Source organism: Pseudomonas putida group bacterium ESBL64 (genome assembly GCF_045277175.1).
In the GTDB taxonomy this organism is placed as follows: Bacteria; Pseudomonadota; Gammaproteobacteria; order Pseudomonadales; family Pseudomonadaceae; genus Aquipseudomonas; species Aquipseudomonas alloputida.
This window is the reverse complement of the sequence record NZ_CP145799.1, coordinates 5,849,402-5,873,281: the sequence shown is the minus strand read 5'-3', so window position 1 is coordinate 5,873,281 and position 23,880 is coordinate 5,849,402. Positions and strand designations below refer to the sequence as shown.

Annotated in this window: 26 protein-coding genes; 13 read left to right on the top strand and 13 right to left on the bottom strand. The window is 62.3% G+C overall.

The annotated features are described in order from the left end of the window. The first annotated feature begins 189 nt into the window (after window positions 1-189). Both rhtA and V6093_RS26605 read left to right on the top strand, forming a co-directional pair. Window positions 190-1,077, top strand: a complete 888-nt coding sequence (rhtA, locus tag V6093_RS26610; RefSeq protein WP_003250156.1) for a threonine/homoserine exporter RhtA — start codon at window positions 190-192, stop codon at window positions 1,075-1,077. 192 nt (window positions 1,078-1,269) lie between these two features. Then, window positions 1,270-1,551 carry a hypothetical protein gene (locus V6093_RS26605; protein WP_003250154.1) on the top strand — a complete coding sequence of 94 codons (282 nt, stop codon included), beginning with the start codon at window positions 1,270-1,272 and terminating at the stop codon, window positions 1,549-1,551. A gap of 39 nt (window positions 1,552-1,590) precedes the next feature. On the opposite strand, the gene V6093_RS26600 is transcribed toward V6093_RS26605, so the two are convergent. After that, window positions 1,591-3,399, bottom strand: coding sequence for an aminopeptidase P family protein (locus tag V6093_RS26600; protein ID WP_070096893.1), 1,809 nt, complete (start codon window positions 3,397-3,399; stop codon window positions 1,591-1,593). 220 nt (window positions 3,400-3,619) lie between these two features. Between V6093_RS26600 and V6093_RS26595 the strand changes: the two genes are divergently transcribed. Both V6093_RS26595 and V6093_RS26590 read left to right on the top strand, forming a co-directional pair. Next, window positions 3,620-4,738 (top strand): DUF3182 family protein, encoded by a 1,119-nt coding sequence (locus V6093_RS26595; protein WP_004577149.1) that lies wholly within the window; start codon window positions 3,620-3,622, stop codon window positions 4,736-4,738. Then, complete coding sequence (locus V6093_RS26590; protein WP_012053095.1) at window positions 4,722-5,492, top strand: S9 family peptidase; 771 nt, start codon at window positions 4,722-4,724, stop codon at window positions 5,490-5,492. The genes V6093_RS26595 and V6093_RS26590 overlap by 17 nt, the downstream gene beginning before the upstream one ends. Here V6093_RS26590 and V6093_RS26585 read toward each other — a convergent pair. Both V6093_RS26585 and V6093_RS26580 read right to left on the bottom strand, forming a co-directional pair. Further along, window positions 5,471-5,851 (bottom strand): antibiotic biosynthesis monooxygenase, encoded by a 381-nt coding sequence (locus V6093_RS26585; RefSeq protein WP_014753863.1) that lies wholly within the window; start codon window positions 5,849-5,851, stop codon window positions 5,471-5,473. The genes V6093_RS26590 and V6093_RS26585 overlap by 22 nt on opposite strands. 81 nt (window positions 5,852-5,932) lie before the next feature. Continuing rightward, entirely contained in the window at window positions 5,933-6,925 is a 993-nt protein-coding gene (locus tag V6093_RS26580; RefSeq protein WP_004577150.1) for a GlxA family transcriptional regulator, read from the bottom strand. Window positions 6,926-7,007: 82 nt separating this feature from the next. Here V6093_RS26580 and V6093_RS26575 point away from each other — a divergent pair, with 82 nt between their 5' ends. Continuing rightward, window positions 7,008-7,556 carry a cysteine hydrolase family protein gene (locus V6093_RS26575; RefSeq protein ID WP_003250137.1) on the top strand — a complete coding sequence of 183 codons (549 nt, stop codon included), beginning with the start codon at window positions 7,008-7,010 and terminating at the stop codon, window positions 7,554-7,556. 48 nt (window positions 7,557-7,604) lie between these two features. On the opposite strand, the gene V6093_RS26570 is transcribed toward V6093_RS26575, so the two are convergent. Further along, window positions 7,605-8,168 carry a helix-turn-helix domain-containing protein gene (locus V6093_RS26570; RefSeq protein WP_047603520.1) on the bottom strand — a complete coding sequence of 188 codons (564 nt, stop codon included), beginning with the start codon at window positions 8,166-8,168 and terminating at the stop codon, window positions 7,605-7,607. An 84-nt stretch (window positions 8,169-8,252) separates the two neighbouring features. Here V6093_RS26570 and V6093_RS26565 point away from each other — a divergent pair, with 84 nt between their 5' ends. The 7 genes from V6093_RS26565 to V6093_RS26535 all read left to right on the top strand — a co-directional run bounded on the left by V6093_RS26565 (window position 8,253) and on the right by V6093_RS26535 (window position 15,411). Continuing rightward, window positions 8,253-9,203 (top strand): DMT family transporter, encoded by a 951-nt coding sequence (locus V6093_RS26565; protein ID WP_047603519.1) that lies wholly within the window; start codon window positions 8,253-8,255, stop codon window positions 9,201-9,203. A 150-nt stretch (window positions 9,204-9,353) separates the two neighbouring features. Beyond that, window positions 9,354-12,269, top strand: coding sequence for a monovalent cation/H+ antiporter subunit A (locus tag V6093_RS26560; protein ID WP_003250131.1), 2,916 nt, complete (start codon window positions 9,354-9,356; stop codon window positions 12,267-12,269). Then, the gene (locus V6093_RS26555; RefSeq protein ID WP_003250128.1) at window positions 12,269-12,613 is read left to right on the top strand and encodes a Na+/H+ antiporter subunit C; all 345 of its coding nucleotides are present in this window, start codon (window positions 12,269-12,271) and stop codon (window positions 12,611-12,613) included. The genes V6093_RS26560 and V6093_RS26555 overlap by 1 nt, the downstream gene beginning before the upstream one ends. Beyond that, window positions 12,610-14,289 (top strand): monovalent cation/H+ antiporter subunit D, encoded by a 1,680-nt coding sequence (locus V6093_RS26550; RefSeq protein WP_004577151.1) that lies wholly within the window; start codon window positions 12,610-12,612, stop codon window positions 14,287-14,289. The genes V6093_RS26555 and V6093_RS26550 overlap by 4 nt, the downstream gene beginning before the upstream one ends. After that, window positions 14,286-14,774: a Na+/H+ antiporter subunit E gene (locus tag V6093_RS26545; protein ID WP_003250117.1), complete on the top strand. Its 489-nt coding sequence runs from the start codon at window positions 14,286-14,288 to the stop codon at window positions 14,772-14,774. The genes V6093_RS26550 and V6093_RS26545 overlap by 4 nt, the downstream gene beginning before the upstream one ends. Then, the gene (locus tag V6093_RS26540; protein ID WP_003250109.1) at window positions 14,771-15,049 is read left to right on the top strand and encodes a K+/H+ antiporter subunit F; all 279 of its coding nucleotides are present in this window, start codon (window positions 14,771-14,773) and stop codon (window positions 15,047-15,049) included. Before V6093_RS26545 ends, V6093_RS26540 begins: the two co-directional genes overlap by 4 nt. Beyond that, window positions 15,046-15,411: a Na+/H+ antiporter subunit G gene (locus V6093_RS26535; RefSeq protein ID WP_003250107.1), complete on the top strand. Its 366-nt coding sequence runs from the start codon at window positions 15,046-15,048 to the stop codon at window positions 15,409-15,411. Before V6093_RS26540 ends, V6093_RS26535 begins: the two co-directional genes overlap by 4 nt. Before the next feature lie 12 nt (window positions 15,412-15,423). On the opposite strand, the gene V6093_RS26530 is transcribed toward V6093_RS26535, so the two are convergent. From V6093_RS26530 to V6093_RS26515, 4 genes are all read right to left on the bottom strand, one after another. Further along, a complete protein-coding gene (locus tag V6093_RS26530) occupies window positions 15,424-15,636 on the bottom strand; it encodes a hypothetical protein (protein WP_003250102.1) in 213 nt (70 codons plus the stop codon). Continuing rightward, complete coding sequence (locus V6093_RS26525; RefSeq protein WP_014591718.1) at window positions 15,633-16,103, bottom strand: hypothetical protein; 471 nt, start codon at window positions 16,101-16,103, stop codon at window positions 15,633-15,635. Before V6093_RS26525 ends, V6093_RS26530 begins: the two co-directional genes overlap by 4 nt. Before the next feature lie 345 nt (window positions 16,104-16,448). Next, window positions 16,449-16,643 (bottom strand): hypothetical protein, encoded by a 195-nt coding sequence (locus tag V6093_RS26520; protein WP_003250100.1) that lies wholly within the window; start codon window positions 16,641-16,643, stop codon window positions 16,449-16,451. Window positions 16,644-16,819: 176 nt separating this feature from the next. After that, window positions 16,820-17,224, bottom strand: a complete 405-nt coding sequence (locus V6093_RS26515; protein WP_003250099.1) for a TraR/DksA family transcriptional regulator — start codon at window positions 17,222-17,224, stop codon at window positions 16,820-16,822. A gap of 235 nt (window positions 17,225-17,459) precedes the next feature. Between V6093_RS26515 and V6093_RS26510 the strand changes: the two genes are divergently transcribed. Continuing rightward, window positions 17,460-17,723, top strand: coding sequence for a hypothetical protein (locus tag V6093_RS26510; RefSeq protein WP_406669663.1), 264 nt, complete (start codon window positions 17,460-17,462; stop codon window positions 17,721-17,723). A 587-nt stretch (window positions 17,724-18,310) separates the two neighbouring features. Here the strand turns inward: V6093_RS26510 and V6093_RS26505 are convergent. From V6093_RS26505 to V6093_RS26485, 5 genes are read right to left on the bottom strand one after another with little or no spacing between them, the layout of a single operon-like run. Further along, the gene (locus tag V6093_RS26505; protein ID WP_003250095.1) at window positions 18,311-19,084 is read right to left on the bottom strand and encodes an enoyl-CoA hydratase; all 774 of its coding nucleotides are present in this window, start codon (window positions 19,082-19,084) and stop codon (window positions 18,311-18,313) included. Window positions 19,085-19,097: 13 nt separating this feature from the next. Beyond that, on the bottom strand, window positions 19,098-20,225 hold the full coding sequence (locus tag V6093_RS26500) for an acyl-CoA dehydrogenase (RefSeq protein ID WP_014859317.1): 1,128 nt from the start codon (window positions 20,223-20,225) through the stop codon (window positions 19,098-19,100). An 8-nt stretch (window positions 20,226-20,233) separates the two neighbouring features. Further along, a complete protein-coding gene (locus tag V6093_RS26495; RefSeq protein WP_143999831.1) occupies window positions 20,234-21,427 on the bottom strand; it encodes an acetyl-CoA C-acyltransferase in 1,194 nt (397 codons plus the stop codon). 11 nt (window positions 21,428-21,438) lie between these two features. Beyond that, window positions 21,439-22,206, bottom strand: a complete 768-nt coding sequence (locus V6093_RS26490) for an SDR family NAD(P)-dependent oxidoreductase (RefSeq protein WP_003250091.1) — start codon at window positions 22,204-22,206, stop codon at window positions 21,439-21,441. A 13-nt stretch (window positions 22,207-22,219) separates the two neighbouring features. Further along, window positions 22,220-23,866 carry an acyl-CoA synthetase gene (locus V6093_RS26485; RefSeq protein ID WP_003250089.1) on the bottom strand — a complete coding sequence of 549 codons (1,647 nt, stop codon included), beginning with the start codon at window positions 23,864-23,866 and terminating at the stop codon, window positions 22,220-22,222. Window positions 23,867-23,880: the final 14 nt, after the last annotated feature.

The following is a 23,880-nucleotide window of genomic DNA, read 5'->3' as shown; positions in this document are numbered from 1 at the left end:
CAGTGGCTAGCTTTGCTTCGCTGCCGCGTTGGAGTGGTGCGCATTATAGGGAGGCCATCGAGAAGGTCAACCTTTAATTTCAATGATTTGAAATATTTCTGGCAAAACCGCTTAAGGGCTACCACCCACCCCACCAATTGCGCACTATATTGCTCAACACCTCCCTCGCCAAAGGATTGCCGCACTTAAATGAACACCCAGCCCCGCAGCCTGGCCGCCACCCTCTTCCCGATCGGCCTACTGCTTATCGCCATGGCATCGATTCAGTCCGGCGCCTCTCTGGCCAAAAGCATGTTCCCCATCATCGGCGCACAAGGCACCACCACCCTGCGCCTGATCTTCGCCAGCATCATCATGCTGCTTATACTGCGCCCGTGGCGGGTACGCATGACCGCCAACACGTTGCGCAACGTGGTCATCTACGGGATGGCACTGGGCGGCATGAACTTCCTCTTCTATATGGCCCTGCAAACGGTACCCATCGGTATCGCTGTGGCCCTGGAATTCACCGGCCCGTTGGCCGTGGCAATCTTCTCCTCGCGCCGACCGATCGATTTCCTGTGGATTGCGCTCGCCATCGCTGGGCTGCTGCTGTTGCTGCCAGCAGGTCACAGTGGCCAGGCACTCGACCCAGTGGGCGCCGCCTATGCGCTGGGGGCGGGCGTGTGCTGGGCGCTGTACATCCTGTTCGGGCAACGTGCAGGAGCCGAGCACGGCATCCAGAGCGCGGCCCTGGGGGTGGTAGTCGCGGCCCTGTTCGTCGCCCCCATCGGTATCGCCCACGCCGGTAGCGCTCTGCTCACACCTGCCGTGATCCCCATGGCGTTGGCCGTTGCAATACTGTCCACCGCCCTGCCATACAGCCTGGAAATGGTTGCCCTCACGCGAATCCCGGCGCGCACGTTCGGCACCCTGATGAGCATCGAACCGGCATTTGGCGCATTGTCCGGCCTGCTTTTCCTCGGCGAGATGCTGACACTCACTCAATGGCTGGCGATTCTGGCAATCATTACCGCCTCGGTCGGCACCACCCTGTCCATGCGCAAGGCAACCAGCCCGGCCATCGCAGCAGACTGATATGAGAAATATTTTCATTTGAGAAAGGATTAGTGATTGTAGCAGCCCGTCTCGCTGATTAAGCTGTCACAGAATCATCATCTTTACGCTATCTACTGGGCCGAACACGGACGCTGGGGGAAGGTTCAGGAAGAACCGAAGCGACAACGACAGGGTCGTGACGACTGATTTGCCCTGCATTTAAGGACAGGAATGAAACGAATTTTTCTCATCCTGGCCATCTTGGCTATTGCTGGATGTGCCGCCACAGCCAAGACCGAGGTCAAAAGGGGCAAGAAGGGCCTGCATATCAATTGCTCCGGTCTTTCTTCCTCGTGGGACAATTGCTACAGCAAGGCCGCAAGCGCCTGCAGCACGCGCGGCTACCGAGTTGTTGCGCGCTCGGGCGATAGCGATGAAGAAGCCGGTGACTATTTGTTCGGCATCAACCCGGCGGGTTACACCAGCCGTAGCATGATCGTCATCTGTAAATAGAGAAAAGGGCAGCTCGCAAACTGCCCTTTTTCATTTGTGTTACAGCGGTGCAGTACGCAGCTCCAACCAGGCTAGTGCATCCCCTTGGAGCAAAGGCGCCAGGCGCTCACGTACGCTGGCGTGGTAGCCGTTCAGCCACTCCACCTCTTCCTTGGTCAGCAACCCGGGCAACAGACAGCGGGTGTCGATAGGGCACAGCGTCAAGGTCTCGAATTGCAGGAAGTCACCAAAGGCACTCCTCCCCGCTTCGCGGTTGACCACCAGGTTCTCGATGCGAACGCCCCACTGCCCCGGGCGGTACGTACCCGGCTCGATCGAACTGATCATGCCCGCTTGCATGGCCGTCTGCGGTGCAGGTGCCGCCTGGTAGGCGATTACTTGAGGCCCCTCGTGAACGTTCATGAAGTAGCCCACCCCGTGGCCGGTACCATGGCCATAGTCGACCTGGTCAGCCCAGATCGGCGCCCGGGCAATGGCGTCGAGCAAGGGCGACAGTACCCCTCGCGGGAACGTGGCACGCGACAGGGCAATCATGCCCTTGAGTACACGGGTGCAGTCCTGCTTCTGTGCCAGACTGGGGTTACCGACCGGCACCATGCGGGTGATGTCGGTAGTGCCGCCCAGGTATTGACCGCCCGAGTCGATCAGTAGCAAGCCATTACCCTCGATGAGCGCATGCGACTGCTCGGTGGCACGGTAGTGTGGCATCGCGCCATTGCCATTGAAGGCGGCAATGGTAGAAAAGCTCAGTGACACGAAATCAGGGCGTCGAGCACGCGCGGCACTCAATTGCTCGTCAACCGTCAGCTCCGTAATGACCTCCCGGCCGAGGTTCGCCTCGAACCAGGCGAAAAACTCGCACAAGGCTGCGCCGTCCTGCTCCATGACCTGGCGAATATGCACCAGGTCGTCGTCACCCTTGCAGGACTTGCTCAGCGTGGTGGGGTTTAGCCCCTCGACAAGAACCACCTCTGCCGCCAGGTTGTCCAGCAGGCCGCAGGTCACCCGGGCCGGGTCCACCAGCAGCCGCGCCCCCGCAGGAACGGTGCCAAGCGCCTTGCCTGCTTCGCTGTAGTCGCGCACCTCGATGCCGTCGACCTCCAGCACATGACGCAGGTGCGCGCCCACCTTGTCCTGGCCCACGAACAGGATGGCCTGCTGCTGATTGATCAGGGCAAAGGCCAGGAAAACCGGATTGTAAGAAACATCGCTGCCGCGCAGGTTGAACAGCCAGGCAATGTCATCCAGGGTTGCGATGAAGTGCCAGTCGGCCCCCTTGGCCAGGATGCCCTGGCGCAATTGCGCGAGCTTTTCCGCCCGGCTCACCGTGGCGTGTGGCGGCAGGTGCTGGTACACCGGGTTGCCTGGCAGCGCCGGGCGCCCGTCCCAGACTTGACCCAGCAGGTCCATGTCAGTCACCAGCTGCGCTCCACGCGCCTTCAGCCGCTCGGCCAGCTGGCGCGCCGAAGCCAGGGCCATGACCGCACCATCCACTGCCACGCGACCGTTGGGCTCGACGTTTTCGCCCAACCATTCCAACGCTCCGGGTTTGCCCGGCAACAGTTTCATCAGTTCGATGCCGCTGCCCTCCAGCTCCTGAGCTGCCTGCTCCCAGTAGCGGCTATCGACCCACAGCCCGGCAAACCCAGGCGTCACCACCAACGTACCGACCGAGCCCTGGAACCCCGAAAGCCACTGGCGCCCCTGCCAGTAACCGGGCAGGTATTCGGAAAGATGGGGGTCGGCCGAGGGTACCAGCAAGGCATCGATGCCCCCTGCCGCCATGGCTTGGCGCACGTGCACCAGTCGCTGCGGCACGCTTTGCTCAAGGGTGGTCTGGACGTTCATGCGCTCTCCTGCGACTTCATAACGGTTGATCCAATAGGCCGATAATGGAACAGCCACCCGGGCGCTGCAATCGCGACGACCAAGATACGGCATGCATTGCCCACCACGCCCTGTGCCAATAGGACACTTCCTACAACAGGACCAGGACCACCGATCAAGTTCCCCTGAACTTCCCCAAGACACCGGCTTCACACACAGTACACTCATTGCACACAGGCAAATGACCATGCCCAGTGCCATCGAACCGAAAGCCGGCGTGGTGTTGCTTGACACCCGCGACCACACGCCCGAACACGAGCACGGCGTTCATCTAAAGCTTGTCGAAGGCCTGGCACGTTTGCTGGGCTGCTCACCTATACAGCCCACGCAGCAGCCAGACGCCGCCGATGCCTACTATTATCTGCCAACCGAGACCCTGATCGACCCCAGGCGATATGCCGCCTTGGGTATTTGCAGCGAACAGGACCTGTTTGGCGGCATGGTGCCGCACCCCTACATGGCAACCAAGGCGATCTCTCACCCGTTACCCGCCGAGGCCAGCTTCCCACCGGGCTGGACCGACGACTTTGCCCGACAGGCCAGCGATGCCCTGCTGCGCGGCTACACCGTGTTCAGCAAAACCGACGCTCGCACTGCCGCACAGTTGCTGCTGCTCGACGGCCCGCTGAGGGTCAAACCGGTACTGGCTTGCGCAGGACGCGGTCAACAGGTCATCACCACGGCAGACGCCCTTGAGCCTCTGCTGGCCGGCATGGATGACCAAACGTTGGCGCTGTGGGGCCTGGTGCTCGAAGAAGACCTCAGCGAGGTGCAAACCTTCAGTGTCGGTCAGGTGCGCGTCGCCGGCTTGACCTGCAGCTACTACGGTACCCAGCAACTGACACGTGACCATCAGGGTACCGAGGTCTACGGCGGTTCTGACCTGGTGGTGGTACGTGGCGACTATCAGGCGTTGCTACAGCTCCCACTGGAAGACCACCTGCGCCTTGCCATCAACCAGGCCATGGTTTACGAACAAGCCGCCGAGCAGCACTTCCCGGGCTTTGTCGCCTCACGTCGCAACTACGACATCGCCCGCGGCATCAGCCCTTCGGGCCACCTGTGCAGCGGGGTGCTCGAACAATCCTGGCGCTTGGGTGGTGCCAGCAGTGCCGAACTGTTGGCCCTGCAGGCGTTTGCCGATGACCCTGCATTGCAACGGGTACGTGCCTCCACCCACGAAGTATTCGGCAACCCCGACCTGCCCACTGACGCCACCCTCTTTTACCAAGGAAACGACAGTGAACTCGGACAACTCAGTAAATTTGCGCGGATTCGCGAACATGGCCATTCAGAGTGAAACCGTTGAACTGCAGGTCGAGAATGACCGCATCGCCGGCACCTTGGTCAGTCCGGGCACCAAAATGCCGGGGATTCTCTTCGTACACGGCTGGGGCGGCAGCCAGCAACGTGACCTGGCCCGCGCCCGGCATATCACCGGATTGGGATGCGTGTGCATGACCTTCGACCTGCGCGGTCACGAAAAGACCGAAAGCCAACGCCTCACGGTCACCCGTGAACAAAACCTGCAGGACTTGCTGGTGGCTTACGATCGACTGGTCAGCCACCCGGCTGTCGACAGCAGCGCCATCGCCATTATCGGCAGCAGCTATGGCGGTTACCTGGCGACTCTGCTGACCCGCGAACGGCCAGTCAGATGGCTGGCCCTGCGGGTACCTGCCATGTACTGGGATGACGAATGGGGCACCCCGAAGCAAACCCTTGACCGTCAACGCCTGAATGCCTATCGCCAACGCCACCTGGGCCCGGCCGACAACCGCGCGCTGGCCGCGTGTGCCGAATTCGGCGGGGATGTGCTGCTGGTGGAGTCAGAGCAGGATGACTACGTGCCGCACAGTACCTTGATGAACTACCGCTCGGCGTTCGTCAACGCCCACTCGCTCACCCATCGCATCGTCGACGGCGCCGACCACGCACTGTCCAGCGAAGAGAGCCAGAAAGCGTACAGCTCGCTCCTGGCGGCATGGATCAGCGAGATGGTCATAGGTGCCCGCCTGGATCGCTACCCGCACTACGCACCTTGGTATGCCTGAGGACCGCCCACCTGGCAATGCAGGACGCCATCGTCGCCGCGCACCAGGCTGCGCAGGGCCTGGTAGGCGGCGAAGTTGACGCCGCGTGCCTGATGCTGGCCCAGCAGGTCAAGAAAGGATTCCTCGATGAAGTGCACGGCCGCCGCCGCCCAGGCCTGGCGTGACTGCCATTGCAAGTACTGCAACACCCGGCTGCCATCGTCGCTGGCCTGGATGCTCACACCCTGCAGCCCTTCGCAACGCGCAGCCAACGCTTCACTACGGGCCACCAGGGCCTGAGCCAACGCTTGCTGGCACATACTGGGCACTTCGTATTCGATCATCTGGGTAAACCACAAGGCATGAGGTGATGCCAACATCGACAGTCTCCTGGCTACGTACGCATGCAGCGCGATGCCGAGCAGGGTAAAACCTCAAGCAAAGTCAAGGTCAAGTGGTTTCTATAGAGCCTCGCCGGATACCGCAAACCGCCGCCGATATTCACTCGGGGTAAGGCCAGTGACACGCTGGAATACCTTGCGAAACGCGCCCGGATCCTGATAGCCGACACCCCACGCGATCTGTTCGACGTTGCGCCGGGTAAACTCCAGCAAGCGGCATGCACGCCCCACCCTCACCTGCTGGCAATACTCGGTCGGGCGCAGCCCGGTAGCGGCACGAAAGCGCCGCAAGAAAGTGCGCGCCTCCAGCCCCGCGCAGGCCGCCATCGTGGCCAGGTCAGCATCCTGCCCGCCATTGCCCTGCAACCAGTGCTGCACCTTCAACACGGCCTCGTCGCCGTGATCCAGGCGCGGGTTGAACACAGCGCCGGGCAGCGGCGCCGCGACCGGATCGACGGCCAGATAGCGGGCGGTCTCCTGAGCCACCGTCGTCCCCAAAAAGCGCTCCAGCAGGCGCAAGCCGAGGTCCGTCCAGGCCATCAACCCTGCCGAGGTCACGATATCGCCGTCATCCAGCAACGGCTGCTGAGCCTCTACCCGCACCCTGGGGAAGCGCTGGGCAAGCGCATGCACATAATTCCAGTGCGTGCAGGCCGGGCGCCCGTCGAGCAAACCGCTGGCGGCAATGAAAAATACACCGATGCATACCGACGCCAGCACCGTACCACGCCCGTGCAGCAGGCACAGCGGCGCGCGATGACGTTCGAGCAACTCGGCTTGCGGAGCTGACTCCAGGCTTGGCGGAATGATCAGGACCCGCAGGCCTGGTACGGTGACAGCTGAGTTATCCGACGCAGGCAACAACTGCCCCGTCTCATCTGCCTGCCAGCAACTGACGCGAATGTGCGGCAGCTCGACGGCCCCCAGTTCGGCCGCAACCCGGTTGGCCACCAGGAACAGGTCGGCCAGGCCATGCACAGCGGCGCGCTGCACGCCGGGGTATAGCAGCAAGCCGATATCCAGGTTAGCGCCGGTGTCAGTTTTTGCCCGCATAGTGTCGTTCGCGCCAATCCTCAGGTGAGTGAACACAGCCTATAACTAACGTCTCTCGACGACTACTGCCCCAGGAGGCAGCATGAGCAAGCAGGCACTGATCATCATCGACATCCAGAACGACTACTTCCCGGGCGGCAAGTGGCCCCTCGATGGTGCCGACCAGGCGGCCGACAACGCCGCCCGCCTGCTGGCAGCCGCACGCCAGCGCGGCGACCTGGTGGTTCATGTGCGGCATGAGTTCGACACTGCCGATGCGCCCTTCTTTGCCCCCGGCTCGCAGGGTGCGGCCATCCACGCCAAGGTCGAGCCATTGCCGAGCGAGCCGGTGGTGCTCAAGCACAAGGTCAACGCCTTCCTCGGTACCGATCTTGAGCACACGCTGGACCGGCATGGCGTCGAGGCGCTGACCATCGTCGGCAGCATGAGCCACATGTGCATTGACGCCGCCACCCGGGCTGCAGCCGATCTAGGCTATCAAGTGACTGTGGCGCACGATGCCTGCGCGACCCTGCCACTGGCGTTCGACGGCAAGCAGGTGCCGGCGGCTCATGTGCATGATTCGGCGATGGCGGCGTTGGCGTTTGCCTATGCCAATGTGGTGAAGACCGACGAGCTGCTGAAAAGCTGATCGGCTTGAGACCTTTGGGGCTGCACAGCAGCCCCAAAGCCTGCAGGCTCAAATCGCCACATTGCGCACAAACCGAACAGCCACCACGCCATCGTTACGGTAGGCATACCGGCAGTTACTGGGGAACACATGGAACTGCCCCACCTGCAAGCGATGCTCGACCTCTTCGATGATCAGCGTCAGCTGCCCATCGATCACATAAATCTGCTCGCTCCAGCCTTCGGCATCGGCCTCACTGTGATAGCACTCCCCCGGTGCCAGGGTCCATTCCCAAAGTTCCACCTCGCGCCTTGCCGGGCTGGTGCCCAGCAACACCGCTCGGCTCTGCGGGTGTTCGCCAGCCCACGCCAGCTCTTCAATGCGCCCGGGGTCGCGCAGGTCTGGCGCCTGGATCAGGTTACTGAAAGCCACGCCCAAGGCTTCGGCAATCAGGTCCAATGTGGTCAGGCTGACATTCTTCTCGCCCGCCTCGATCGCGACCAGCATGCGCCGGCTGACCCCTGAACGCTCGGCCAGCGCCGCCTGACTCAAGCCGGCGGCGTTGCGCAGACTGCGCACATTGAGGCTGACATGTTGCAGCACCGATGCCCGGTGCGAAGAATCCTTGTGCACTATATTGCTCACTGGTCAAGATTGCGCAGTATACTGCCCACTTTTGCGGCGATTGTGCGCCGCCCTTTCCGAGTGTGCAAGACCATGAATCAGCCCAGCAGCAAGCCTACCCCTGCCGTCACCTTCCGCCTGAGCAAGGCCGAACTGGTGCTGGTATTCATCACCATGTTGTGGGGCGGCACTTTCCTGTTGGTGCATAACGTAATGACCGTCAGCGGCCCGATGTTCTTCGTCGGCCTGCGTTTTGCGGCAGCCGCGCTGTTCGTTGGTGTGGTCTCGGCGCGAGCGCTGCCCGGCCTGACCTTCACCGAACTGAAGGCCGGCATGCTGATCGGCGTGTCGATCATGCTCGGCTATGGCCTGCAGACCATGGGCCTGCAAACCATCAGCAGCAGCCAGTCAGCGTTCATCACTGCGCTGTACGTCCCGTTCGTGCCGCTGCTGCAGTGGCTGGTGCTGGGGCGGCGGCCTGGCCTGATGCCCAGCATGGGTATCTGCCTGGCATTCATCGGCCTGATGCTGCTGGCCGGGCCGGAAGGCGGCAGCCTGCGTTTCAGCGAGGGCGAACTGGTCACCCTGATCAGCGCCGTGGCCATCGCCGGTGAAATCATTCTGATCAGCCGCTACGCCGGTCAGGTCGATGTGCGCCGGGTTACGGTGGTGCAACTTGCGACCGCATCGCTGCTGGCGTTTCTCATGATCGTGCCGACCCAGGAGCGCCTCCCCGACTTCTCCTGGCTGTTGCTTGCCAGCGCAGTGGGCCTGGGCGCAATGAGTGCGGTGATCCAAGTGGCGATGAACTGGGCACAGAAGTCGGTCTCGCCTACCCGCGCCACACTCATCTATGCCGGTGAACCGGTGTGGGCCGGCATCGTCGGGCGTCTGGCTGGCGAGCGCCTGCCTGGCGTGGCGTTACTCGGCGGCCTGCTGATCGTGATTGCCGTGGTGGTCAGTGAACTCAAGGTGCGGCGCCCTCGCGAAACCGTCGAAACACGTGATGTGCAGAACCCTGGCGAAGGCCAGGCGGGGCTGTAAAACAGTCAACAGCGGCTATTCTTTGTAAAAAACTGTTATAAAAAAACCGCTTGTCACAGCCGGTTTGTAGGATTCTGCGACAGCTTGCGTGTTGGTGATAAACACCTCGGCACGTATGATTCTTTGCAAACTTCTCCAGAATAGGCCGCTATGTCCTTGATAGTGCTATTGCTTCTGCCGTTCGTGGGCAGTTGCCTGGCAGCTGTGCTGCCGCACAACGCACGTAACGCCGAGTCCATTCTTGCCGGGCTCGTAGCCCTGGTCGGCACCGTCCAGGTAGCACTTCTGTACCCTCAGATTGCCCATGGTGGCGTCATTCGCGAAGAGTTCCTGTGGCTACCCAGCCTGGGGCTGAACCTGGTGTTGCGCATGGACGGCTTTGCCTGGCTGTTCTCGTTGCTGGTACTGGGCATTGGCACGCTGGTATCGCTGTATGCGCGCTACTACATGTCACCGCAAGACCCGGTCCCACGCTTCTTCGCGTTCTTCCTGGCCTTCATGGGCGCCATGCTCGGCCTGGTCATCTCCGGCAACCTGATCCAACTGGTGTTCTTCTGGGAACTGACCAGCCTGTTCTCCTTCCTGCTGATCGGCTACTGGCACCACCGCGCCGACGCCCGTCGCGGCGCCTACATGGCGCTGATGGTAACCGGTGCAGGCGGCTTGTGCCTGTTGGTAGGGGCCCTGCTGCTCGGCCATGTGGTCGGCAGCTATGACCTGGACAAGGTCCTGGCTGCCGGGCATACCATCCGCCAGCATGCGCTTTACCCGGTGCTGCTGCCCCTGATACTCATCGGCGCCCTGACCAAGAGCGCACAGTTTCCCTTCCAGTTCTGGCTGCCCCACGCCATGGCAGCGCCCACACCGGTGTCGGCCTATTTGCACTCGGCCACCATGGTCAAGGCCGGGGTGTTCCTGCTGGCACGCCTGTGGCCGGTACTCTCCGGTAGCGAGGAGTGGTTCTGGATCGTCGGCGGTGCCGGCGCCCTCACCCTGCTGCTTGGCGCTTTCGCCGCCATGTTCCAAAATGACCTCAAGGGCCTGCTGGCCTATTCGACCATCAGCCACCTGGGCCTGATTACCCTGCTGCTGGGCCTTAACAGCCCGCTGGCTGCCGTCGCCGCGGTATTCCACATTCTCAACCATGCCACCTTCAAGGCCTCGCTGTTCATGGCCGCCGGCATCATCGACCACGAGAGCGGCACCCGCGACATTCGCCGCCTCAGCGGCCTGATCCGCCTGGTGCCCTACACCGCGACACTGGCCATGGTCGCCAGCGCCTCGATGGCCGGCGTGCCGCTGATGAACGGCTTCCTGTCGAAGGAAATGTTCTTTGCCGAAACGGTATTCATCAGTTCCACCGCCTGGGTCGAGGCCACGCTGCCGGTGATCGCCACCCTGGCCGGCACCTTCAGCGTGGCGTACGCCCTGCGTTTTACCGTCGATGTGTTCTTCGGGCCGACGGCCCAGGACCTGCCCCATACCCCGCACGAGCCGCCACGCTGGATGCGTGCTCCGGTTGAGCTGCTGGTGCTCACGTGCCTGGTCGTGGGCATCTTCCCCACCCAGTCGGTCGGCCCCCTGTTGGCCGCTGCGGCCCTGCCGGTGGTTGGCGGCACCCTGCCAGAATACAGCCTGGCCATCTGGCATGGCTGGAACGCGCCGATGATCATGAGCCTGGTCGCCATGAGCGGCGGCATCGTTCTGTACCTGTTGCTGCGCAAACAACTGCGCCTGGGTCGCTTCCCCTACCCGCCCGTGATCGAGCGCTTCAATGGCAAGCGGTTGTTCGAGCACGGCCAGGTTCACCTGATGTTGCTGGCGCGTCGCATCGAACGCCTGTTCACCACCCGGCGGCTGCAGTCGCAGCTGTTCATGCTGGTATTCGCCGCGTTCCTCGCGGGCCTCACGCCGATGCTCCATAGCGGCCTGAGCTGGGGTGATCGCCCGAAGATTCCGGGTTCCGGGGTATTCGTCGCCCTGTGGCTGATCGCCATTGCCTGCGCCATCGGCGCCGCCTATCAGGCCAAGTACCACCGCCTGGCGGCACTGATCATGGTCAGCGTCTGCGGCCTGATGACCTGCATCACCTTCGTCTGGTTCTCTGCGCCCGACCTGGCACTGACCCAGTTGGTGGTGGAAGTGGTCACCACCGTGCTGATCCTGCTCGGCCTGCGCTGGCTGCCACGGCGTATCGAAGGCGTGTCACCGCTGCCGGGTAGCCTGGAGCGCGCGCGCATGCGCCGCCTGCGCGACTTGCTGCTGGCCGTGCTGGTGGGTGGCGGCATGGCCGTGCTGTCGTACGCCATGCTGACCCGACCCACGCCCAACGACATTTCCTCGTTCTATCTGAGCCGTGCGTTGCCTCAGGGCGGCGGCACCAATGTGGTCAATGTCATGCTGGTCGACTTCCGCGGCTTCGATACCCTCGGTGAAATCACCGTGTTGGTGGCTGTGGCACTGACGGTGTTCGCCCTGCTACGGCGCTTCCGTCCTCCAAAAGAGAGCATGCAGCTGCCGGCGCAACAACGCCAATTGGCGCCGGACGTAGTCACCGACCTGATCAACCCGCGGCATGCCACCGATACCGCGCTGGGCTTCATGATGGTGCCGGCAGCGCTGGTGCGCCTGCTGCTGCCGATCGCCTTGCTGGTGTCGATGTACCTGTTCATGCGCGGGCACAACCAGCCCGGTGGCGGCTTTGTCGCTGGCTTGGTCATGTCGGTGGCGTTCATCCTCCAGTACATGGTGGCCGGCACCCAGTGGGTCGAAGCGCAGATGAGCCTACGGCCGCTGCGCTGGATGGGTACCGGGCTGCTGTGCGCGACCCTGACCGGGGTCGGCGCCATGCTGCTGGGTTACCCGTTCCTCACCACCCATACCGCCCACTTGCACCTGCCATTGCTGGGTGATGTGCACGTGGCCAGCGCGCTGTTCTTCGATATTGGTGTATTCACCGTCGTGGTCGGCTCGACCCTGCTGATCCTCACAGCCCTGGCGCACCAGTCGGTGCGCGCCTACCGCCCGGGCAACCCGGCAAAAACCAGCCAAGCAGGAGCCGCCTGATGGAAGAAGTGATTGCAGTCGCCATCGGCGTACTGGCTGCCTCCGGAGTGTGGCTGATCCTGCGCCCGCGTACCTACCAGGTGATCATGGGCCTGTGCCTGCTTTCTTACGGGGTCAACCTGTTCATCTTCAGCATGGGCAGCCTGTTCATCGGCAAGGAGCCAATCATCAAGGATGGCGTTACCCAGGACCTGTTGCATTACACCGACCCGCTGCCACAGGCACTGGTGCTCACCGCCATCGTCATCAGTTTCGCCATGACCGCGCTGTTCCTGGTAGTGCTGCTGGCCTCGCGAGGGCTGACCGGTACCGACCACGTGGATGGCCGGGAGCGTGACGAATGAGTGATATCAGTCAACTGATTGTCGCCCCCATCCTGCTGCCGCTGATCACGGCGGCGATGATGTTGCTGCTGGGTGAAAAGCACAGGCACATCAAAGCCAGGCTGAACCTGCTGTCCACCTTCTCCGGCCTGGTGATCGCGGTCTGTCTGCTGCTGTGGGTGCGCACCCAGGGCCAGGCAGCGTCGATCGGCGTGTACCTGCCGGGCAACTGGCCGGCGCCATTCGGCATCGTGCTGGTGGTGGACCACCTGTCCGCGCTCTTGTTGACCCTGACCGGGGTCATCGGTTTCAGCGCGCTGCTATTTGCCCGTGCCCGCTGGGACGGTGCAGGGGCCAGCTTCCATGCGCTGTTCCAGATCCAGCTGATGGGGCTGTACGGCGCCTTCCTCACCGCCGACCTGTTCAACCTGTTCGTCTTCTTCGAAGTGCTGCTGGCCGCCTCCTATGGCCTGCTGCTGCATGGTTCGGGGCGTGCGCGGGTGCGCGCCGGCCTGCACTACATCGCTATCAACCTGTTCGCCTCGTCGCTGTTCCTGATCGGCGCAGCGATGCTGTATGGCGTGACCGGTACCCTGAACATGGCGGACCTGGCGCTGAAGATTCCACTGGTACCTGAGGCCGACCGTGGCCTGCTGCATGCCGGCGCGGCAATCCTGGCCATGGCCTTCCTGGTCAAGGCCGGTATCTGGCCGCTGAACTTCTGGCTGGTGCCAGCTTACGCGTCTGCCAGCGCGCCGGTGGCTGCACTGTTCGCCATCATGACCAAAGTCGGCCTGTACGCCGTGCTGCGCCTTTGGACATTACTGTTCTCCGGGCAGGCCGGGGCCTCGGCGCATTTCGGCGGCGAATGGCTGGTTTACGGCGGCCTGGTTACCCTGGCGGTGGCAGCGGTATCAATCCTGGCGGCACAGCGCCTGGAGCGTATGGCGGCACTCAGTATCCTGGTCTCGGCCGGCACGCTGCTGGGTGCGGTGGGTTTTGCCCAGGCGGCTCTGACCGGCGCGGCGCTGTTCTATCTGGTCAACTCGACCCTTGCGCTGTGCGCACTGTTCCTGCTCGCCGAACTGGTCGAACGCTCGCGCTCGGCCAATGAAGCGCCGCTGGACGACGAAGAAGACGCCATGCCGCCGCCACTGGAATCGCTGCACCCGCCCAAGGGCATCAACCTCGACGATGAACAGCAGGTGGTAATCGGCCAGATCATCCCGTGGACCATGGCCTTCCTCGGCCTCAGCTTCATCGCCTGTGCGCTACTGATCATCGGCATGCCGCCGCTGTCGGGCTTTGTCGGCAAGCTCAACCTGATCAGTGCGCTGTTCAATCCACTGGGCCTCGGCGTACCGGTCGAGCAGCCCCTGAGTGCCGCCGGCTGGGGCCTGGTGGCGTTGCTGATCCTGTCCGGCATGGCCTCGCTGATCGCCTTCGGCCGCGTCGGCATCCAGCGTTTCTGGAAGCCCGAAGAGCGTCCGTCCCCGGTCCTGCGGCGCTATGAATGCCTGCCCATTGTCATCTTGCTCGGCCTGTGCCTCATCCTCAGCTTCAAGGCCGAGCCGTTGCTGCGCTACACCCAGGACACTGCCGCCAGCCTGCAGGCCCCCGATGCCTATATCGACGCCGTGATGGCCGCCCGGCCGATTCCTGGCCCCACCTCGCGCGACGTACAGGTGCAGCCATGAACCGACTGTTCCCCGCCCCACTGCTATCGGTCTCGCTGTTCGGCCTGTGGCTGCTGCTGAACCTCTCGGTCAGCCCTGGCAACCTGCTGCTGGGCGCCGCACTTGGCATACTGGCGCCACTGTTGATGGCGCCCCTGCGTCCGCAGCATGCACACGTACGGCGCCCCCTGGTCATCGCCCGCCTGATCGTCCGGGTCGGCATCGATGTGATCGCCTCCAACCTGCTGGTAGCCCGTGGTGTGCTGCGGGCCGGCAAGCAGCCGCCACGCTCTGCGTTCGTTCACATACCACTGGCATTGCGTGACCCCCACGGCCTGGCAGCGCTGTCGATGATCACCACGGTGGTGCCTGGCACAGTCTGGTCCGAACTGGCACTGGACCGCAGTGTGCTGTTGCTGCATGTGTTTGAGCTGGACGATGAAGCGGCCTTCATACAGCACTTCAAGGACACTTACGAACGCCCGCTTATGGAGATTTTCCAATGACAGGCCTGCTCGCCAATGCCGTCCTCGCCAGCCTGTTCATCTTCGCCCTGGCCATGGGCCTGGCGCTGATCCGGCTGTTCCGTGGCCCGTCCGCCCAAGACCGCGTGCTGGCCCTGGACTACCTGTACATCCTGGCCATGCTCACCATGTTGGTGCTGGGTATCCGTTATGCCAGTGACACCTACTTCGAAGGGGCCCTGCTGATTGCACTGTTTGGTTTCGTCGGCTCGTTTGCCTTGGCCAAGTTTCTGCTGCGCGGTGAGGTGATCGAATGACTGAAGCCCTGGTACTGCCATTCTGGCTGGAGCTGGTCACCGCCGCGCTACTACTTACCGGCAGCCTGTTCGCCCTGGTCGGTGCTATAGGCCTGGTACGCCTGAAAGACTACTTCCAGCGCATGCACCCGCCAGCGCTGGCCTCGACCCTTGGTGCCTGGTGCGTTGCACTGGCCTCGATCATCTACTTTTCGTGGCTCAAGGGCACCCCTGTGCTACACGCGTGGCTGATTCCGATCCTGCTGTCGATCACCGTGCCGATTACCACGCTGTTGCTGGCGCGGGCGGCGCTGTTTCGCAAACGCATGTCCAAAGAGCCGGTGCCTGAAGAGGTCAGCAGCGGCCGCGACCGTGGCAATTGAAGGTTTGCCGTCTCAACCTTGGCTGAGGCGCTGCAACTCGCGCCGGACCATGGCGGCATATGGCGGCGGGCTGAGGCGATAGAGCTCAGCCGCCACCCAAGTCAACCAGGCGCCTTGCAGCTTTTCACGTCCGGCCAGCAAACGTTCTGCCTCAGCCACGGCATCTGCCTGGTGCTGCCGATGAAACTCGGCCCGCGAGGCTGGTGCGTCGTCACTGTCGGTCATTCACTGGCCTTGAAGGTGGTCAGTTCACCCTTGCGCCATTTGGCGACCTTGCCAGTCACTGCTTTAAGCAACTTGCCCAGGCCTTCCTGCACTTGCTGCTGCGCGGCGAATACCAGCATCACGCCATGGCCTTCACGAAATACGATGCCCTCGCCTTCCGGCACAGAAACGAAGGCGTAATCACCCACGCCATACACATTCAACTTGATGTCGCGAAAGCGCATTTCCAGCTTGCCACCTTCGCGGCTGGGCAATACGGCAGCACGAAAGTGGTCGCCGACTTTCAGTTCAAGGCGCTGCTTGTCATCGACCACCAGTGCACTCTCGGTGTCGATTTCGGCCATGTACAGGCCTTCGGGACTCTGTTCGGTGACATAGATGAAGCGGCCCTGAAACAGTTGGGCCAATTTACCGCGCAAGTCGCCCAGAGCGAACAACGCATGTGTATCAAGTGTGCTGACTGCCAATGAAGTAATCCTCAACCGGTTACAACCCGCCCTCACCCAAGCTCGGGGAGGCACGGCCATTTCTTATCGATAGGCAAAAAGAGTAATAAAGCGATATGCGAAATGTCTGTGCTCGCTGACGATGCAGCGCGCAGGAATCTTTACTCTGGTTTGCCAGAATCGCCCTCAACCGAAGGCGTTTGGCTCATTCCCGGCTTGGGAAGCGTGATGCCTGAAATCACTCGCCAGAAAACGCAACCAATGGCGTGAGCCTGCAAGAAGACAAGCCCTGGCATCCATGTGCGCATTACTGTAGGACAAATATGCCCGAAAACACCGAAACCCGTCGAGAGGCAATAAACATTTTCAGGCAGCCAGCCCTTTCTTCAGTTGCAGTTGCCAGGCAGCCTGACACTCAAGCGCTTCTTCGCGCGTGGCGAAGGCGGTGCCGCGGCGCTCGCCATTGACCAGCACGACCCAGCAAATGCGCTTGCCCAGCGCCTGCAAGGTGGCCGGCACACCCGACCCTATCATCACAGCCACATCGACTCGGCTATTCATCATTCCCTCCGGAATTTAATTAGCACCCTAACGATAAAGCCATGATACGCCTGACAGTGACGCGGAAACAGTGCATCCCGGTACATCAGTGTTTCGTAAGGCGTAACAAAAACGGATCGACGAGAAACGCAAAAAGCCCCAGGAATTGCTTCGAGGGGCTTGCACCACGCGCGGGTTTATACCTGACGCTGGTGGCGGTCGAGCTGCTCGTGGCGCTCCTGGGCTTCGATGCAGTACTTGGTGGTCGGGCTGATCAGCAAGCGCTTCAGGCCGATAGGCTCACCACTGTCATCGCACCAGCCGAAGCTTTCGTCGGCAATACGGTCCAGGGCCATTTCCAGCTGTGGCAGCAGGCGCTGGTCGCGGTCGATGGCATTTACCAGCCAGCTACGTTCTTCTTCGACCGAAGCCACGTCGGCGGGGTCTGACGGGGTGTCCAGGCCTTCGATGGTGGTGCGGCTGAGTTCGATGCGTTCATGGGTTTCGACTTTCATCGCCTGCAGCAGCTCAGTAAAGAAGGCAAGCTGGTCGGCGTTCATGTAGTCATCGGCCGACATGGCCAGCAACTGTTCCTTGGTCATCGATTTCTCTATGAAAAAATGTGCATTTGGGCGATTCATGTGCCGTCGATGCCTATGCATCGCCAGCGGAATTCTTCAAGCGCCAACCGGCACTCTTTTACAGGGGGCGGCAGTCTAAGGCGCCACGCCGCGTGGAGCAACTGCAAATGGGTGCGAATTTGCTTCCACTGCTCACAATCCGCCGGTCGGCACCCCAGCTCAGCTGCTGGGCCAGCAGTAAACTGAGATTCTGGCAGTGCCCATCCGCCTGCTGTTGCTGTTGCTGTTGCTGTTGCTGTTGCTGTTGCTGTTGCTGTTGCTGTTGCCGTTGATCTTGATCTTGATCTTGATCTTGATCTTGATCTTGATCTTGATCTTGATCTTGATTTTGATCTTCGCGACTTCAGGAGGCCGAACGCAGGCCTTGCGGAGGCAGGTGACGGGCATGGATGCCCGTCAAGCGCTGAGGCCCCAGGATGGGGCCTTCGGCGCGGTCCTGCCGGGAGCAAGGCCGGAGTGAGGGGACCCCGGAGCGCAGCGCAGGGGCCGGATGATGGGAGCGCAGCGTTTTTTGGTTACTTTTTGTCGCGTTTGACAAAAAGTGACTCGCCGTAAGGGCGAAAAGGTGAGTCAACGTCGCCATCGCGAATGGACTGTTCGCTGAGTCAAAACAGACGAATTTGCTTCTTGCTTCTTGCTTCTTGCTTCTTGCTTCTTGCTTCTTGGATGTGGGCATTCACATCGAGTAGGTATTCATTCACGCAGGTGGCGCACAGTCACCTTTCCGCCCTTACGGCGGGTCACTTTTTGTCAAACGCGACAAAAAGTAACCAAAAAACGCTGGCTCCTATCATCCGGCCCCTGCGCTACGCTCCGGGGTTCCCTCGCTACGGTCTTGCTCCCGGGAGTACGCGCTGCAGGCCCCATCCATGGGGCCTCAGCGCTTGACGGGCATCCATGCCCGTCACCTCCCTTCGCAAGCCCTACGCTCGGCCTCCTGAAGTCGCAATCTGCGTCGCCTGAACTATCGCGCACTTAGAAGCCACAGCCACAGCCACGGCAACGGCAACGGCAACGGCAACGGCAACGGCAACGAACCGAGTCTGATCAACGGTCCTTGAACTGTGCCTCACGCTTGGCGATGAATGCGGCCATGCCTTCTTTCTGGTCTTCGGTGGAGAACGCCGCATGGAAGACCCGACGCTCAAAGCGAACCCCCTCGCTGAGGGTGACTTCAAATGCTCGGTTGACGCTCTCCTTGACCATCATGCTCACCGGAATCGACTTGCTGGCAATGGTCGCCGCCACCTTAAGCGCCTCTTCCACCAGCTCTGCCTGCGGCACGATCCGCGCCACCAGGCCTGCACGCTCGGCTTCTTCCGCCCCCATCAGGCGGCCGGTCAGGCAAAGCTCCATGGCCTTCGCCTTGCCCACCGCACGCGTCAGGCGCTGGGTACCGCCCATGCCCGGCAGCACGCCCAGGTTGATTTCCGGTTGACCAAATTTGGCATTGTCCGCCGCGAGGATAAAGTCGCACATCATCGCCAACTCACAGCCGCCGCCCAGGGCAAATCCAGACACGGCAGCAATGATCGGCTTACGGCGATTGGCAATGCGGTCGGCGTCGCTGAACAGGTCGTCGACGTAGATCTGCGGGTATTGCAGCTCAGCCATTTCCTTGATGTCGGCGCCAGCGGCAAAGGCTTTGGCCGAGCCTGTCAGCACCACGCAGCCGATGTTCGGGTCGCGCTCAAGCTGGTCCAAGGCCTGGTTGATCTCACCGACAATCTGCGCGTTCAGCGCATTGAGCGCCTGCGGCCGGTTGAGGGTGATCAGGCCGACCTTGCCGTGGATGTCCAACAGGATGGTTTCGAATGCCATGCAGTCTGCTCCTTCAAAGATTGCGCGCAATGACCATGCGCTGAATGTCGCTGGTGCCTTCGTAGATCTGGCAAACCCGAACGTCGCGGTAGATCCGCTCCAGCGGGAAGTCACTCAGATAGCCATAACCACCCAGGGTCTGCAAGGCATCCGAACAGACCTTTTCGGCCATTTCCGAGGCGAACAGCTTGGCCATCGACGCTTCCACCAGTGCCGGACGCCCCGCATCACGAAGGGCAGCGGCGTGCAATACCATCTGCCGGGCAACGGAAATTTTCGTTGCCATGTCAGCCAGGCGAAACGCCACGGCCTGGTGCTCGATCAGCGGTTTGCCAAAGCTTTGGCGCTCGTTGGCATAGTCGCGCGCCACTTCGAACGCCGCGCGGGCCATACCCACCGCTTGCGAGGCGATGCCGATACGGCCGCCTTCAAGATTGGCCAGGGCGATCTTGTAGCCTTCACCCTCCGCACCCAGCCGGTTGGCCACTGGCACGTGCACATTGTCGAAAACGATCTGGCAGGTGTCGGAGGCGTGCTGGCCGAGTTTGTCCTCGACCCGCGCTACCTGGTAGCCCGGCGAATCGGTCGGCACGATGAAGGCGCTGATGCCACGCTTGCCAGCCTCCGGGTCGGTGACTGCAAACACGATCACGACGCCGGCGTTCTGCCCCGAGGTAATGAACTGCTTGCTGCCATTGAGCACGTAATGGTCGCCCTCCAGGCGTGCACGGGTCTTCAGGCTGCTGGCATCAGAGCCAGCCTGCGGCTCGGTCAGGGCGAAAGCACCGAGCATCGCACCTGTCGCCAGCGGGGTGAGGAATTGCTGTTTCTGCTGCTCGTTGCCGAAGCGCAGGATCGGCACGCAACCCACCGAGTTGTGCACGCTCATGATGGTCGAGCAGGCGCCATCACCCGCAGCGATTTCCTCCAGCGCCATGGCATAGGCCACATAACCCGTGTCGCTGCCGCCCCACTGCTCCGGCACCAGCATGCCGAACAGGCCCAGTTCGGCCATTTCGTCGATGGCCTCTTTCGGAAAGCGATGGTCCTTGTCCCATTGCTCGGCAAACGGCTTCAGGCGTTCCTGGGCGAAAGCACGTACCGCGTCGGCGATCTGTTGTTGCTCGTCATTTACCAGCATGGTTCACCTCAGTACAGGCATTCAACAGCCATGGCCGTGGCCTCGCCACCGCCGATGCAGATGGCCGCCACACCCCGACGCAGATTGTTCTGGCGCAAGGCCGACAACAGGGTGACCAGAATACGTGCGCCAGAAGCGCCGATCGGGTGACCGAGGGCGCAGGCGCCGCCGTGGATATTGACCTTGTCGTGTGGCAGGTCGAGGTGTTTCATGGCCGCCAGGGTGACCACGGCGAAGGCCTCGTTGATCTCGAACAGGTCGACTTCGGCCAGGTTCCAGCCGGTGCGTTTCATCAGTTTGTCGATCGCGCCGATCGGGGCGGTCGGGAACAGCGCCGGGGTGTCGGCAAAGGCGGCGTGGCCGTGGATGACGGCCAATGGCTTGAGGCCACGTTTGTCGGCCTCGGAGCGGCGCATCAGCACCAGCGCCGCAGCACCGTCGGAAATTGAACTGGCGTTGGCCGCCGTCACGGTGCCGCCTTCACGAAACGCCGGTTTAAGCTGCGCAATCTTGTCCAGGCGTGCCTTGGGCGGCTGCTCGTCATCCTTGATGACGCGCTTTTCCTTGCCCTCGGTGACTTCCACCGACACGATCTCGGCGGCAAAACGGCCGCTGCTGATGGCTTCCTGCGCTCGGGTCAGCGAGGCGATGGCGAACTGGTCCTGGGCCTCGCGGCTGAAAGAATTGGCCTGGGCACAGTCCTCGGCAAAGGTGCCCATCAGGCGGCCTTTGTCGTAGGCGTCTTCGAGGCCGTCCATGAACATGTGGTCGATGATCTTGCCGTGGCCCATGCGGTAGCCGCCACGGGCTTTGTCCAGCAGGTACGGCGCGTTGGTCATGCTTTCCATGCCACCCGCCACTACCACGTCTGCGGTGCCGGCCAGCAGCAGGTCATGGGCCATGATCGCGGCTTGCATACCCGAGCCGCACATCTTGTTCAGGGTGGTGCAGGTGGTGTGCTTGTCCAGCCCGGCGCCTAACGCGGCCTGGCGTGCCGGCGCCTGGCCCTGGCCGGCCGGCAGCACGCAGCCGAACAGTACCTGCTCGACACAGGCGGCATCGATGCCGGCACGTTCCACGGCACCACGAATGGCGGCGCTGCCCAGTTGCGGCGCAGTCAGGCTCTTGAGGTCGCCCTGCAACCCGCCCATGGGCGTGCGCACGGCGCTGACGATAACGATGGGGTCATTGGCGAGGGTCATGTTCGCTCTCCTTACTTGGCAGCCATGCGCAGCGCACCGTCGAGGCGGATGACCTCACCGTTGAGCATGCTGTTCTCGATGATGTGGCGGGCCAGCGCGGCGTATTCCTGCGGGCGGCCCAAGCGGGGCGGGAACGGCACGCCGGCAGCCAGTGAAGCACGCACCTCATCGCTCATGCCGGCCATCATAGGTGTTTCAAAGATGCCCGGCGCGATGGTCATCACGCGGATGCCGAAGCGTGCCAGTTCGCGCGCAGCCGGCAAGGTCAGGCTGGCAATGGCCCCCTTGGAGGCAGCGTAGGCGGCTTGGCCAATCTGGCCGTCATAGGCGGCAATGGAGGCCGTGTTGATGATGACCCCTCGCTCGCCGCTCTCATCGGCAGCCCCTTCGGCCATGGCCGCCGCCGCCAGACGCAACAGGTTGAAGCTGCCGATCAGGTTGACGTTGATGACCTTGGCGAAGCTGGCCAGGCCATGCGGGCCCTGCTTGCCCAGCACCTTCTCGGCACCGACGATGCCGGCACAATTGACCAACCCATGCAAGCTGCCAAAGGCGCTGACAGCTGCATCGACAGCCGACTGGGCCGCTTGCTCGTCACTGATATCAGCCACGGCGAAACGGGCGTTGTCGCCCAGCTCGCGGGCCTTGGCTTCGACAGCCTGGGCATTGAGGTCGACCAGCATGACCTTGGCGCCAGCCTCGACCAGCATCTGTGCAGTCGCGGCACCCAGCCCGGAAGCGGCGCCGCTGACGATGAAATGTTTATTGGCGATGTGCATGAGTACTTTCCTTTCAGACGCTGACAGGGGTGGCCTGTTGCGCTTGTTGTTTGGCGACTTCCTGGTTGCGCAGGATGAAGCGTTGCAGCTTGCCGCTCGGGGTCTTGGGCAGCTCGCTGACGAATTCGATTTCCCTGGGGTAGGCATGCGCGTAGAGGCGCTGGCGCACGTGCTGGCGCAAGGTTTCTTCCAGCTCGACGCTGCCGGCGTAGCCGCTGGCCAATACCACGAACGCCTTGATCAGCTCGGTGCGCTCCGGGTCGGGCTTGCCGATCACCGCGGCCTCGATCACCGCCGGGTGCTCGATCAACGCGCTTTCCACATCGAACGGCCCCACCCGGTAACCGGAGGTGGTGATCACGTCGTCGCTACGGCCAACGAAGCTGATGCTGCCATCCGGGTTCAGCTCGACAGTGTCGCCGCTGAGGTAGTACTTGCCGACGAAGGCTTTGGTCGGCAGGCCGTGGTAACCGCCGAACCAGCACAGCGGCGACTGCTCGCGGTCAACGGCGAGGATGCCTGGCTGGCCGGCTGGCCGCTCGTTGCCCTGCTCGTCCAGCACCACGATGCGGTGACCGGGGATGGCATAGCCGGCAGAGCCCAGGTGCACCGGGTGCTGCAGACCATGGTGATTGCACAGCACCATGCCCAGTTCGGTCTGGCCGTAGTGATCGTGAATGGTCACGCCCAGCTCGTCGGCGAACCAGCGGATCACCTCGGGGTTAAGCGGTTCGCCGGCACTGCTGACCACCCGCAGACGACCCTTGATCGGTGCCGAGAAATCTTTGCCCGCCGCAATCAGCAAGCGATACGCGGTGGGCGAGCCGGCCAGGTTGGTGATGCCCAGCTTGTCGATCACCCGGGCGCAGCTCTCGACACTGAACGGGCCATCGTAGAACGTGGTGGCATGCCCCAGCGACAATGGGCCGGTAACGGCGTAATACAAGCCGTACGCCCAACCCGGGTCGGCCAGGTTCCAGAAGTTGTCCTCGGGCAGCAGCTCGATGGCATCACGCATGTAGCCCTGAAACGCGACGATCGCACGCAGTGGCACTTCCAGGGGTTTTGCCGGGCCAGTGGTTCCAGAAGTGAACATCAGCAGGAATGGATCGTTGCCTGAGCGCATCACCGGCTCACATACGTCCGCTGCGCGCTCCAGGCATTGCTGGAAGTCCAGCTCACCACTGCGGGCCTTGACAGTGATGATGGTCGGGCAGACGTGCACATCGTCCAGCTTGGCGCGGTTGTGGCTATCGGTGACTATCACTCGGGCATGGGATTGCTCAAGCCGGTGCTCGATGGCCTTGGGGCCGAACGCGGTGAACAAGGGCTGGTAAACCGCCCCGAGGCGCCAGGTAGCGAGGATGGTCACCAACAGTTCGGGGGTGCGCGGCATCAAGCCGGCAACCCGGTCGCCTGCGCCTACCCCCTGCGCCTTTAGCACATTGGCGAACCGGGCAGCCTGCACCTGAAGCTGATCGAAGCTATAGCGCGCGCTGTTACCATCGCGGTCTTCATGAATCAGTGCCAGCTTGCCGTCACCGGCATGGCGGTCACAGCATTCGACACAGGCATTAAGGGCTTCAAGGTTGCCGTGCAATGCCGCCACAACGGCCTGGTCATGGTCAAACGTGCGAGCGGCCTCGGCGTAATCGCGCATCATCGGACTCCTGG

Bases quoted from the DNA above. Each gene is read 5' to 3' on its own strand.
- V6093_RS26520 (WP_003250100.1), bottom strand. From the start codon at position 16,643: ATGAATAGCCGAGTCGATGTGGCTGTGATGATAGGGTCGGGTGTGCCG.
- V6093_RS26560 (WP_003250131.1), top strand. From the start codon at position 9,354: ATGTCCTTGATAGTGCTATTGCTTCTGCCGTTCGTGGGCAGTTGCCTG.
- V6093_RS26600 (WP_070096893.1), bottom strand. From the start codon at position 3,399: ATGAACGTCCAGACCACCCTTGAGCAAAGCGTGCCGCAGCGACTGGTG.
- V6093_RS26555 (WP_003250128.1), top strand. From the start codon at position 12,269: ATGGAAGAAGTGATTGCAGTCGCCATCGGCGTACTGGCTGCCTCCGGA.
- V6093_RS26535 (WP_003250107.1), top strand. From the start codon at position 15,046: ATGACTGAAGCCCTGGTACTGCCATTCTGGCTGGAGCTGGTCACCGCC.
- V6093_RS26545 (WP_003250117.1), top strand. From the start codon at position 14,286: ATGAACCGACTGTTCCCCGCCCCACTGCTATCGGTCTCGCTGTTCGGC.
- V6093_RS26605 (WP_003250154.1), top strand. From the start codon at position 1,270: ATGAAACGAATTTTTCTCATCCTGGCCATCTTGGCTATTGCTGGATGT.
- V6093_RS26575 (WP_003250137.1), top strand. From the start codon at position 7,008: ATGAGCAAGCAGGCACTGATCATCATCGACATCCAGAACGACTACTTC.
- V6093_RS26500 (WP_014859317.1), bottom strand. From the start codon at position 20,225: ATGCTGGTAAATGACGAGCAACAACAGATCGCCGACGCGGTACGTGCT.
- V6093_RS26530 (WP_003250102.1), bottom strand. From the start codon at position 15,636: ATGACCGACAGTGACGACGCACCAGCCTCGCGGGCCGAGTTTCATCGG.
- rhtA (WP_003250156.1), top strand. From the start codon at position 190: ATGAACACCCAGCCCCGCAGCCTGGCCGCCACCCTCTTCCCGATCGGC.
- V6093_RS26585 (WP_014753863.1), bottom strand. From the start codon at position 5,851: ATGTTGGCATCACCTCATGCCTTGTGGTTTACCCAGATGATCGAATAC.
- V6093_RS26490 (WP_003250091.1), bottom strand. From the start codon at position 22,206: ATGCACATCGCCAATAAACATTTCATCGTCAGCGGCGCCGCTTCCGGG.
- V6093_RS26595 (WP_004577149.1), top strand. From the start codon at position 3,620: ATGACCATGCCCAGTGCCATCGAACCGAAAGCCGGCGTGGTGTTGCTT.
- V6093_RS26485 (WP_003250089.1), bottom strand. From the start codon at position 23,866: ATGCGCGATTACGCCGAGGCCGCTCGCACGTTTGACCATGACCAGGCC.
- V6093_RS26565 (WP_047603519.1), top strand. From the start codon at position 8,253: ATGAATCAGCCCAGCAGCAAGCCTACCCCTGCCGTCACCTTCCGCCTG.
- V6093_RS26505 (WP_003250095.1), bottom strand. From the start codon at position 19,084: ATGGCATTCGAAACCATCCTGTTGGACATCCACGGCAAGGTCGGCCTG.
- V6093_RS26580 (WP_004577150.1), bottom strand. From the start codon at position 6,925: ATGCGGGCAAAAACTGACACCGGCGCTAACCTGGATATCGGCTTGCTG.
- V6093_RS26515 (WP_003250099.1), bottom strand. From the start codon at position 17,224: ATGACCAAGGAACAGTTGCTGGCCATGTCGGCCGATGACTACATGAAC.
- V6093_RS26550 (WP_004577151.1), top strand. From the start codon at position 12,610: ATGAGTGATATCAGTCAACTGATTGTCGCCCCCATCCTGCTGCCGCTG.
- V6093_RS26590 (WP_012053095.1), top strand. From the start codon at position 4,722: ATGGCCATTCAGAGTGAAACCGTTGAACTGCAGGTCGAGAATGACCGC.
- V6093_RS26495 (WP_143999831.1), bottom strand. From the start codon at position 21,427: ATGACCCTCGCCAATGACCCCATCGTTATCGTCAGCGCCGTGCGCACG.
- V6093_RS26540 (WP_003250109.1), top strand. From the start codon at position 14,771: ATGACAGGCCTGCTCGCCAATGCCGTCCTCGCCAGCCTGTTCATCTTC.